This is a genomic window from Persicitalea sp. (assembly GCF_041751555.1).
GTDB lineage: Bacteria > Bacteroidota > Bacteroidia > Cytophagales > Spirosomataceae > Persicitalea.
Window position 1 is genome coordinate 1 of record NZ_JBGSXF010000074.1, and the last position, 11,471, is coordinate 11,471.

The following is an 11,471-nucleotide window of genomic DNA, read 5'->3' on the forward strand; positions in this document are numbered from 1 at the left end:
ATTTACAAATCAAGTTCGTCCATAACTTCAACGACGAAGAGGTCGTGGAAGGCCCTTTTGAGGTGAAATGGCTCAATACCCCCAAAGACGACGCTTACCCGACGTTTAATTCCGACTTTTCGCAACTGTATTTTTGTTCGAACCGGGACGGAGATTTCGATATTTTTGAAGTGAAGTTACCTGCCCAGCCTGAGAAACTGCTCGAAACATTGCTTTCCGAAAAGCCGCAGACCATATTGAAGAATACCCAATTGTCTACACCCTACGACGACAAATGTCCCTATTTTATCGGAGGATGGGGAAGTCAAGTGATGTACTTTACTTCCAATCGTCCCGGCGGGGAAGGCGGTTTTGACATCTATTATTCACTACTGGACGGCACAAAATGGCGTGAACCCGTCAACTTGGGAAACCGCATCAACACGAAGTACGACGAATACCGACCCATCGTTCCCCAGCAGATGATACGCGGCTACAACTACCATCTAGGCATTTTTTCCTCCAACCGCCCCGGCGGCAAAGGCGGCTTTGACTTGTACATGGCGGGGTTCTTGAAGGACAGGGAAACGAATCTTTGAAGGCCGTCGGCCCTCACTTCGCGAACTGCACCTTGTCGTAAATATCTTTTATGGAAACAGGCATATTCTCTACCATAAGCTCGTCGTCCTCAAAAAAATCCTGGTTTAACCACACGCCCGGCTGCTCCGAACGGGTATAGCTTGACACGGTCATATTCTTCTGGCTCACGAAGATGACTTGCTGTAGACTATCAATGCGCTTATAGTCGGGTAGTTTGTCCGAAATGTCGAAATCACTTGTTGCAGGTGACAAAACCTCTACGACAATGTAAGGGTTGAGAATAATCGCCGTCGAGCCGGGCTTGAATTCGGGTTCGCCTTTCATAACTACCACGTCTGGCAGATAATAGCCACCTTCGAATTTTGGAATTTTGACACCCGTGTTGCTGCCCGAAACAGTAAACTCCTTTCTGCCGGAAAACAGGTTGTAAAAAATCCCCCCTAAGGTCATTATCAACACTTCGTGCCAATACGATGCTAGTCCCATAGTAACAATTTCGCTTTCGTGGTATTCGATTTTAAAAGGAAGCTGGGCGGACAAGGCAAAAAACTCCTCTTCCGAAGCTGGTACACGAACCAATTCCTGCTGCTTCAGCTGTTCAAGAATAGGTGCCTTGAGATGATCGGTAGAAATCATAAGCTTGTCGATTTTTACCAAATATAGCGAAAATGTGGTACGGGCCTCTGGCCCGTTGCTGAATAATAAGGTTTGAAAGCCAATTTTCCCCTTAAATTTTTCTTCCAAAACCTTTAACTTGCCCTTCTTCAACAAAACCCAAGCCCCAACCCATGCAAAAACGCTGCGCCTTCACCCTCATCGCCTTCTTCCTCCTCCTCACTACCGCTTTCGCCCAAAGAAAAAAGAAGGACAAAAATCTCGACCTACCTGTCGTCACGGCGCAGCCCACTCCGATTGACAGCCTGTACCTTGGCATGAAATGGCGGAACATTGGCCCGTTCCGGGGCGGGCGTAGCGTGGCTTCCGTGGGTGTGCCGGGCAATCCCATGCTGTACTACATGGGCGGCGTAGGCGGTGGCGTCTGGAAAACTGAAGATGCGGGCATCACCTGGAAAAACATCACCGACGGGCAGCTGAAAACCTCTTCGGTCGGGGCCATTGCCGTGGCGGCTTCCGATCCCAACGTAGTTTACGTCGGCATGGGCGAGCATCCTATACGGGGCGTGATGACTTCCCACGGTGACGGCGTCTACAAATCTACCGACGCGGGTAAAACCTGGAAGCACCTCGGCCTGCCCGCGTCGCGGCACATTGCGGCGGTGCGCATTCATCCCAAAAATCCTGAATTAGTTTATGTCGCTGTGCAGGGTGCAGCTTACGGGGCCACCGAGGAACGCGGGATTTATCGCTCGGCAGATGGCGGTAAAAGCTGGGACAAAATCCTGTACGTGGACGAAAACACGGGCTGCGCTGACCTAAGCATGGATGCCACCAACCCGCGCATCCTGTACGCCGGGATGTGGGATCACCGCCGCCTGCCGTGGCAGGTAGTGAGCGGTGGCAAGGGTTCAGCCCTTTACAAGTCCACCGACGGTGGCGATACCTGGAACAAAGTGACAAAAGGACTACCCAAGGAAATGGGTAAAGTCGCCGTATCGGTGTCGCCCGCTGATCCTGAACGCGTTTATGCCAACATCGAAGCCGAGGGCGAAAAAGGCGGTATCTACCGCTCCGACGACGCGGGTAAAACCTGGACCCAAACTACCAACGCCCGCGTGACGGTGGCCCGCGCCTGGTACTATATCGAGATCGAGGCCGACCCGCAGAACGCTGACATCGTCTATTGCATCAATGCCCCAGTATTGAAATCCAGCGACGGCGGCCAGACCTTCAAACCCGTCAAAACGCCCCACGGCGACAATCACTCGCTGTGGATCAACCCCCGCAACCCGCTGAACATGATCAACTCCAACGACGGCGGGGCCAACGTCACCTTCAATGGCGGCGAGTCGTGGAGTACGCAGGAAAACCAGCCCACGGCGCAGTTTTACCGCGTCATCGCCGACCGCCAGTTCCCCTATTGGGTGTACGGCGGGCAACAGGACAATTCCTCCGTTATGATTGCCAACCGCACTAGCGGCATGGGCGTGGGCTGGAAAGACTGGTCGGCCGGGCCGGGCGGCGAAAGCGCCTTTGTGGCCTTCGACCCCGATAAGCCCGACCTGGTTTACGGCGGTTCGTATCAGGGGAATATTTCGGTTTTAAACAAAAAAACGGGCGAGGAAAAAGACATCATGGCTTACCCGACGATCGGTCTGGCCGAACTTCCAAAAGATATGAAGTATCGCTTCAATTGGAATTCGCCGATTGTGGCTTCACCGCAGAATCCGAAAGTAATCTACCATGGGGCAAACGTAGTTTTGAGGACAAAAAACGAGGGCCAAAGCTGGGACGTTATTAGCCCCGACCTCACCCGCAACGACACGACCAAGCAGGTAGCGGGAGGTGCGCCCTTCACCAACGAAGGGGCGGGTGGTGAAAACTACAATACGCTGGCCTACCTCGCCGCCTCTCCGCACCGCTACGGTGTGCTGTACTCGGGCAGCGATTGCGGGCTGGTCCACGTCACGCAGGACGACGGCAAATCCTGGCAAAACATCACGCCACCCGACCTGGGCGAGTGCCTCATCAACTGCATCGAGGTTTCCCCACACGACCCGGCGACGGCCTACGTGGTGGCGACCAAGTACCGCTTCAACGACTTTGCTTCCTACGCTTTTGTGACGAAAGATTATGGCAAATCCTGGAAGAAAATCGTGCAGGGCGTCGCGCCGGAAAGCTACGTGCGCACGGTGCGGGAAGACCCGGTGCGTAAGGGCCTGCTTTACGGCGGCACTGAACTGGGCATGTACCTTTCCTACGATGGCGGCGACAACTGGACGCCGCTTCAGCTGAACCTACCCGTGACGCCAATCAATGACCTCTTTATCCGCGACAACGACCTCATCGCCGCTACCTCGGGCCGGGCCTTCTGGGTTTTGGACGACCTGAGTCCGTACCAGCAGGCAGGAAAACCCTTCGATACAGAGGAAAAGGCGCGGCTCGTAGCGCCCGCCAAGGCTATCCGGCTGGATGGGCGCACGCCGCCCGAACCTGTCCCCGGCTACGGGCAAAACCCGGCTTCGGGCGTGTCGATCAGCTATTTTTTGCCAGAAAACCTGGATAGTGCTACTGTGACGCTCGACGTGATGAATGCGGCGGGCAAAGTGATTCGCTCTTTTACCAACCAAAAAGACAAAACCTACAAAAAATACGAAGGTGGCCCCGCGCCGCGAGTGGCTTTGCCCAGCAAAAAAGGTCTCAACCGCCTGGCCTGGGATCTGCGCCGCGAAGCCTTGCCGGGCGTGGAGAAGGTTTTCGTCAACGGCGACTACCGGGGTAGTTTAGTTGGGCCGGGTACTTACACACTCAAGCTCGTCACCGACAAAGATACCTCTACGACGACGGCCACTATTCTGCCCGACCCGCGCCTGGACGCCACAGCGGCCGACTATGAAGCGCAACAAGAGATTCTGACCAAAACCGAGAATGCCGTGCGCGAAATCCACGAAGCTGTGAACACCATGCGCAACGCCAAGATGCAGATCGAGGCCCTGCAAACTACCTGGAAAAGCGACACGACGATGAAGACATGGCAGACTTCGGGTAAAGATTTAATCAAGAAAATCACAACCTGGGAGGACGACCTCATCACGCCCAGGCAGCAAACTTTTCAGGACGTTATCAACTTTCCCAACCGCCTGAACGCAGGCTTACTGGATCTACGGGGCCGCGCAAATAACCACGACCCGCGCCCGACTGAGGGGGTACAAAAGCGTTTGGCGGAACTACTTGCCGAGTGGAACATCCACAAAACGACGATGCAGAGAATTGTGAAGGAAGATGTGGCGAAGTTCAACGCCGACTACGAGGCTCGGCGGTTGCCAGCAGTTTATATTCAGGCAGGAGGAAAGTAAAATGTGCAGGCAGGTTTTGGCCTTAGCTTTTCACAAAAAAATAAGTCCTCTTCTCCTCCAAATCATCGTAGGTGAGCATATTCTTGCGGCGGTTTGTCCAAGCGTGTTTGATCAGGATGAAATCGCCCATGCAGCCCAGGGTGTGAAATATCAAAATGATCAGCCAGACAAATTGAAGTTGCGGCACAAACACCAATAGGGCGACAAGCAATGAGGTAATTAGCAAGAAGGGCATCGCCGCCACGAGGGCATTTTCTCGTAGTTGCATCACAAATTTTTGGGAGTAGGCGTACACCATCAGTCCCTTGGCCGAATAACCGAAACCTACTTTGGGTGCGCCGAGGAACTTGAAGAAAATGGCGTGAATCATTTCGTGCAGCGGGAGGACGATCACAAAAAAAGCCAGTACGCCCAAACCGAGTTGCCAACCCGCGCCTAGCCACTGTTGGTCAACGGAATCCTTGAAAGCAGCACCAATCAACCAGCCAATCGCACCGCCAAACAATCCCATTCCCAGCATCAGAAACCAAAAACCTGCTTTGTTTTTAGCAAGTTTCCCGGAGTTATCAGCTTGTAGCCCGGCCTCGCGCGCCAGGAACTGCGTCATCTCGTCGATTGCAAACGATTCGACGAGCTGGTATTCGCCGGAGTTACGAAGCGTATCTACGTTAGGACGAGTCATTTTCTAAGTACTTACAGCCGAATAATCTCCGCCCCAATCGCATTCAATCGGGTGTCGATATTCTGGTAGCCGCGGTCAATCTGCTCAATGTTGTCGATGATGCTGACGCCGCGTCCCGAAAGGGCAGCGATGAGTAGCGCGACCCCGGCGCGGATGTCGGGCGAGGTCATGCGGATACCGCGCAACTGAGTTTCACGATTGAGGCCAATGACCGTAGCGCGGTGCGGGTCGCAGAGGATAATTTGGGCACCCATTTCGATCAACTTATCCACAAAAAACAGGCGACTTTCGAACATTTTCTGATGAATAAGTACCGTTCCTTGCGCCTGAATGGCCGTAACCAGTACGATGCTGAGCAGGTCGGGCGTGAAGCCAGGCCAAGGGGCATCGGCCACGGTGAGCGTAGAGCCGTCGAGGTAGCTTTCGATGCGATAGTGTTCTTGAGCAGGAACGTAAATGTCATCGCCCCGGATTTCCAGATCAATGCCTAACCGCTTAAAAACATCAGGAATGACGCCCAACATGGGTACTTGGCAGTTTTTAATCGTGATTTCGGATTGAGTCATGGCGGCCAGGCCGATGAAACTACCGATTTCGATCATATCGGGCAGCATCGTGTGCTCTGTGCCGTGGAGTTCCTCCACGCCTTCGATGGTGAGTAAGTTGGAGCCGACGCCCGAGATTTTGGCTCCCATGCGGTTTAGCATTTTACAGAGCTGCTGCAAATAGGGCTCGCAGGCGGCATTATAAATTGTCGTGGTGCCTTCGGCCATCACGGCTGCCATGAGTAAGTTGGCTGTCCCGGTGACGGATGCCTCGTCCAGCAACATATAGGTGCCTTTCAAGTTCTTGGCGTCCACGCGGTAGAAACCGCCATCTTCCTGAGTGTAGCTGAATTCTGCCCCCAGTTTCTCGAAGCCAATAAAGTGCGTATCCAGGCGGCGGCGACCGATCTTGTCGCCACCGGGTCGTGGAATGCGGCCCTTGCGGAAACGCGCCAGCATCGGCCCCAGTAGCATCACCGATCCGCGCAGGGCGGCGGCTTTCTGCTTGAAGGATTCCGACTCCATGTAGTCAGTATTGACATCGCCCGCCTCGAAACGGATCGAGGAATCGCTTAGTACTTTTTTCCTAACACCCAGATCACCCAACAAATCAATCAGTTGATTGACATCGCGGATGGACGGAATGTTATGGATAGTAACGGGTTCGGCGGTGAGCAGCACGGCGCACAGAATCTGCAACGCTTCGTTTTTGGCTCCCTGTGGTTGTAAGTCGCCCTTAAGCTGGCGACCACCAGTTATTTTGAATGAAGACATTTATTTAGTGGAGAGTTGAGAATGGAGAGTTGAGAGTGGCCGCGTGATAAGTTGCGCAGCAAAATCAAGTCACTGTCAACTCTCAACTATCCATTCTCAACCCTCAACTCATTTTCTACGATTTCGATTATTACGATTGGAGTTTTTATTCCGGCGGTTGCTTTTGCCAGTGTTGGTCACGGCATGACTGGTGTTCTTGGCACGGTCGTTATTGTAATTGGCGTTGTTGACTTTTTCGCTGGTGGTGCTGACCTGCGCCTTGTAGCCCGTTAGCGTGTTGCCCCGGCTCTTCTCGGCGTTGCTATTGCGGTCTTTGGGCGAGGCTTCCACCGGGCCGTGTTCGCGGATATAGTCCACTTCGGGCTTCAGCTTATTTTCCGACAATTCCATCAGGTGATCGAGCAAGATTACGTCTTCGGGATTGTCGCGGTTCCAGGCGTTATAAAACGAACGCATCAAGCGGTAGAGGTACGAAACGAACGCCAAGCGGTCATCGGCGTCCTCGGTTTCGATGGCGCGCTCCACCAATAGCTCAATATTCTTGCCATAGTGGTGGTAGTTGAGCTTGTGCTGGTTGTAGCTGACGGGCTGCGGTTGCTTGCCGAGCGCCTCCTTTGAAGGCGGGGGAAAGGGGCCGTCCACTTCCAGCTCGAAACCAGAAATGATGAAGAGGTCGTCCCAGAGTTTATTGTAATAGTCCTGGTTGTCGCGCATACCGGGGTGAATCTGACGCATCAGTTCTACCAGGATGTGCGCGTAAAGCGTACGCTTCGCAGGATCTTCCATCTGCACGATGTGTTCCGCGAGCTTTTCGACGTTACTGCCGTATTCTTTCAAAAGATTTGGGATTGATTGTAGTTGACAAAATTAAGAAGATTTTATTAGAAAATTTCCCTGACACCTTAGTCCGCGCCGTCGTCCGGCGGGCAATCGCTACCTTTGCAGACTTTTTTACGATATGATTCCCCGCTGAAATGTACCCGTTGGCCCGTCTTTACCGGAGCGATATGCGCGAGACGCTTCGTCTCAGCATTCCTATCGTCATTGCGCAACTGGGCGTTGTGTTGATGGGCGTAACCGACAACCTGATGATCGGGCGGATTCTGGGCGCAGTGCCGCTGGGGGCTGCCGGAATCGCAACTTCCGTAACTTTTCTGGTCAGCAGCATCGGCGTGGGTGGACTCAGTATCGTATCGGCACTGATCTCACAGGCCGTGGGCAAGAAGAATACCGGCGAGGTTAATCGGCTGTACCGCGCGGGCATTCGGGTAGCGTGGTTATTGAGCCTGGTGCTGGGTGTGATTTGCGTACTGGCGGCCTGGCAGTTCCAGATTTTCGGCCAGACCGACGATGTTACGCAAATGGCCCGACCCTTCGTGCTTATCCTAACGGTCTCGAACGCGCCTTTGTTGCTGTTCATTGCCATCCGGCAGTTGTGTGACGGTCTTTCCCGGCCAAAAGTCACGATGTCCATCACGCTGTCAGCTTTGTTATTAAACGTAGTTCTCAACTATTTTTTGATCAGTACGATAGGACTGAATGGTGCCGCACTAGGTACTTTACTGGCTCGCTGCTACATGGCGTTAGCGATCTGGATTTATGTAAAGAGAGACAAGTTTTTTGTTCCCTATCTGGAAAAAACTCGGGCCGTATTGATCGCGCCGCTAGTGCGGAAAATTTTGCGGCTGGGTTTGCCGGGTGGCTTTCAATTTTTCTTTGAAATCGCCGCCTTTTCGCTAGCCGTTATCATGGTAGGTTGGCTGGGAGAGGCGCAGCTGGCCGCGCACCAAATCGCCATCAATATGGCATCTACTACTTATATGATGGCCACGGGTATCGGCGCGGCGGGCAGCATCCGGGTGGGCATGGCCGTGGGTAGGAACAATCGCCCGGCGGTGCAACGGGCGGGTACGGCGGCGTTTATGCTCTCCATTATATTTATGGGTCTGTGCTGCATCCTCTTCCTGACCACCAACGAGTGGTTGGTGAGTCTTTACATTCGCGACAATGCCGAGGTAACGCGCATCGCCGCCACGCTGATCGTTATCGCCGGATTCTTTCAACTGTCCGACGGTGTTCAGGTCGTGGGTCTGGGTGTGCTGCGCGGCATCGCTGACGTGAACATTCCTACGCTTTTGACGCTTATCGCCTATTGGGTAGTGGCGCTGCCGCTGAGTTACGTTTTGGCTTTTCCCCTGGGCCTGGGCGCGCCGGGCGTATGGCTTGGACTACTAGCCGGGTTAACGGTGTCGGCGGTGTTGCTGACCTATCGATTTTATAATAAACTACCGAGAGTGCGGTTGGAGGAGATCGAGGTACAGGAAGTCGCGGTGTGAGAGCAAGCAAAAAATGTTCAGTATATAATTTCTTCCGCTACCTTGCTATTCAAAAGGTTAAGCCATATATTTGCACTCCCATTTTCAGGTGGGACAGGTATTTTAGTGTTTAAAATCCTGATAATCAATTTATAAATCCTTTTGTTAATCGTGGATACGTTAAGCTACAAAACAATCTCGGCGAACAAAAACACTGTCAGCAAGGAGTGGATCGTGGTGGATGCCAAGGATGTGGTGCTGGGCCGTTTGGCCAGCGAAATCGCCAAAATCATCCGGGGTAAGCACAAGCCCAACTTCACGCCGCATGTTGACTGTGGTGATAACGTTATTGTTATCAACGCCGAAAAAGTTAAAATGACCGGGAAGAAAATGACCGACAAGATTTACATGCGCCACACGGGCTATCCCGGCGGTCAGCGTTTCCAGACGCCGCGTGAGATTTTGGCTAAGTATCCCGAGCGCCTGATTGAGAAAGCCGTACGGGGCATGTTGCCCAAAGGCCCCTTGGGTCGTCGGTTGTTCACCAACCTGTACGTTTATGCCGCCGCCGAGCATCCCCACGCCGGAGCGCAGCCCAAAGAAGTTAAATTCAACTTGTAAGACAATCCCGCATGGAAGTTATCAACACAATTGGTCGCAGAAAGACCGCCGTGGCGCGTATCTATATGAAGCCCGGCAAGGGTGAAATTAAGGTAAACGGCCGCGACTATAAGGAGTATTTTCCTTTTGAAGTACACCAAATCGTGCTTCAGCAGCCGTTTACGACGCTGGAGGCTAATGGCACATACGATCTGAAGGTGAACGTTCGTGGTGGCGGTATCACGGGACAAGCCGAAGCGACGCGCATGGCCATCGCCCGCGCCCTCGTCGAGGCTAACGCCGAAAACCGTCCGCCTTTGAAGAAGGAAGGCTTCCTGACGCGTGACCCTCGCATGGTTGAGCGTAAGAAGTACGGTCGCCGCAAAGCCCGCCGGAAGTTCCAGTTCTCTAAGCGATAATCGTAGACATTGGATTTTGGACGCTGGATGTTGGATTACTGACCTCGGCATTCAAAATCTAATATCCAGCGTCCAACGTCTCATTCAAGTCCAGGCAGCACTTATCGTGTCCGGTGTGCTGTGCTGCGTAGTTGTTTTTTCAATTCATTTTATCAAAAATTAAATGGCACAGATAGAATATAAAGACCTGCTAAACGCGGGTGTACATTTTGGTCACTTGACCCGCAAGTGGGATCCCCGCATGGCTCCGTACATTTTTATGGAGAAAAACGGGATTCACATCGTGGATCTTAATAAGACCTTGAACAGCCTCGAGCAAGCTGAGGCCGCCTTGAAGCAGATCGTTCGCTCCGGCAAAAAGATCATGTTTGTAGCTACCAAGAAGCAGGCGCAGGAAATCGTAACGGAAGAGGCTAAACGCCTGAAAATGCCTTACGTGACCGACCGCTGGCTGGGTGGCATGTTGACCAACTTCGGTACGATCCGCAAGTCGATCAAGAAAATGCAGACGTTGGAGAAGACTTTAGGTGACGAGGAGATGGTCAAAAACATCGCTAAGCGTGAGCGCCTGATGCTGACCCGTGAGCAGGAAAAACTTACTCGCGTATTGGGCGGAATCGCCGACCTTACGCGTTTGCCATCGGCTCTTTTCGTCGTGGACGTGAAGCGTGAGCACATCGCCATTTCCGAAGCCCGTCGGTTGAACATTCCGGTATTCGCCATCTGCGATACCAACTCTAATCCCGATCTGGTCGATTTTCCCGTTCCTGGCAACGACGATGCCTACAAATCCATTTCTTTGTTAACCCTCGCCATTGGCAAGGCTATCGAGGAAGGTTTGATGGAGCGCAAGCAAGACAAGGAAGATCAGCGCTTGGCCGAGGAAGAGGAAGCGAAGCGTCAGAGTGATCTGCGCAGCGAGGCCGAAGCTGCTAAAAAGCAGGCACGCGAAGAAGCCAAGCAGGCTAAGGAAGTCGCTGCCGAAGCTTCGGCTGAAGAAGCACCCGCTGCCGAGGCTACTGAGGCGCCCGCTGTCGCCGAAACGCCAGCCGCCGAAGCCGCTCCCGTGGCCGCCGAAAAAGGCGACAAGGAGTAAGCTGCTAATGACACCAATGCAATAAGGTTCAGACCTAATTATCTGGATATAGATGAGTAGCCCGTAGCCTTCCCGCTATGGGCTACTTTATTAAAATAGGGATGATGTGCGGAAATGAATCCTTGCCCAAAATTTTCAAAAAAATAATCAACAATAGAACAAACCAATTATGGCAATAACTGCGCAAGACGTAAACAAACTCCGCCAGATGACTGGTGCCGGAATGATGGACTGTAAGAAAGCCCTTACCGAAGCGGACGGAGATTTTGACAAAGCAGTAGATATTCTGCGCAAACAGGGACAAAAAGTAGCCGCCAAGCGGGCTGACAACGCGACCTCCGAAGGAGCGGTACTCGTTCACATTAGTGACGACGGCAAGACGGGCAAAATCCTGGCTCTTGCCTGCGAAACCGAACCCGTTTCTAACGTGGAGGATTTTAAAAATCTGGCACAATCCATTTTGGATAAGGCGGTAGAGATGGACGCT

Annotated in this window: 10 protein-coding genes and 1 pseudogene; 7 read left to right on the forward strand and 4 right to left on the reverse strand. The window is 52.9% G+C overall.

What is annotated here, in order from left to right; genetic code table 11:
• Positions 1-578: pseudogene (locus ACEW8P_RS02390) on the forward strand (hypothetical protein); the annotation flags it as partial.
• Positions 579-591: 13 nt separating this feature from the next.
• On the opposite strand, the gene ACEW8P_RS02395 reads toward ACEW8P_RS02390, so the two are convergent.
• Positions 592-1,215 carry a Uma2 family endonuclease gene (locus tag ACEW8P_RS02395; RefSeq protein WP_373511514.1) on the reverse strand — a complete coding sequence of 208 codons (624 nt, stop codon included), beginning with the start codon at positions 1,213-1,215 and terminating at the stop codon, positions 592-594.
• Positions 1,216-1,367: 152 nt separating this feature from the next.
• Between ACEW8P_RS02395 and ACEW8P_RS02400 the strand changes: the two genes are divergently transcribed.
• Entirely contained in the window at positions 1,368-4,553 is a 3,186-nt protein-coding gene (locus tag ACEW8P_RS02400; RefSeq protein ID WP_373511515.1) for a glycosyl hydrolase, read from the forward strand.
• A gap of 22 nt (positions 4,554-4,575) precedes the next feature.
• Here the strand turns inward: ACEW8P_RS02400 and ACEW8P_RS02405 are convergent, their stop codons facing one another.
• From ACEW8P_RS02405 to ACEW8P_RS02415, 3 genes are all read right to left on the reverse strand, one after another.
• Positions 4,576-5,235 carry a DUF3267 domain-containing protein gene (locus ACEW8P_RS02405; protein ID WP_373511516.1) on the reverse strand — a complete coding sequence of 220 codons (660 nt, stop codon included), beginning with the start codon at positions 5,233-5,235 and terminating at the stop codon, positions 4,576-4,578.
• 11 nt (positions 5,236-5,246) lie between these two features.
• Positions 5,247-6,554, reverse strand: a complete 1,308-nt coding sequence (gene murA, locus ACEW8P_RS02410; RefSeq protein ID WP_373511517.1) for a UDP-N-acetylglucosamine 1-carboxyvinyltransferase — start codon at positions 6,552-6,554, stop codon at positions 5,247-5,249.
• A gap of 108 nt (positions 6,555-6,662) precedes the next feature.
• Positions 6,663-7,391, reverse strand: a complete 729-nt coding sequence (locus ACEW8P_RS02415) for a DUF4290 domain-containing protein (RefSeq protein ID WP_373511518.1) — start codon at positions 7,389-7,391, stop codon at positions 6,663-6,665.
• Positions 7,392-7,528: 137 nt separating this feature from the next.
• On the opposite strand from ACEW8P_RS02415, the gene ACEW8P_RS02420 reads away from it, so the two are divergent.
• The 5 genes from ACEW8P_RS02420 to tsf form a co-directional block, all read left to right on the forward strand.
• The gene (locus ACEW8P_RS02420) at positions 7,529-8,890 is read left to right on the forward strand and encodes an MATE family efflux transporter (RefSeq protein WP_373511519.1); all 1,362 of its coding nucleotides are present in this window, start codon (positions 7,529-7,531) and stop codon (positions 8,888-8,890) included.
• A 150-nt stretch (positions 8,891-9,040) separates the two neighbouring features.
• Positions 9,041-9,490: a 50S ribosomal protein L13 gene (gene rplM, locus ACEW8P_RS02425; RefSeq protein ID WP_373511520.1), complete on the forward strand. Its 450-nt coding sequence runs from the start codon at positions 9,041-9,043 to the stop codon at positions 9,488-9,490.
• A gap of 11 nt (positions 9,491-9,501) precedes the next feature.
• Positions 9,502-9,888 carry a 30S ribosomal protein S9 gene (rpsI, locus tag ACEW8P_RS02430; protein ID WP_373511521.1) on the forward strand — a complete coding sequence of 129 codons (387 nt, stop codon included), beginning with the start codon at positions 9,502-9,504 and terminating at the stop codon, positions 9,886-9,888.
• A gap of 163 nt (positions 9,889-10,051) precedes the next feature.
• Positions 10,052-10,984: a 30S ribosomal protein S2 gene (rpsB, locus tag ACEW8P_RS02435; protein WP_373511522.1), complete on the forward strand. Its 933-nt coding sequence runs from the start codon at positions 10,052-10,054 to the stop codon at positions 10,982-10,984.
• Positions 10,985-11,153: 169 nt separating this feature from the next.
• A partial coding sequence (gene tsf / locus ACEW8P_RS02440; RefSeq protein ID WP_373511523.1) for a translation elongation factor Ts occupies positions 11,154-11,471 on the forward strand: 318 nt, incomplete at its 3' end.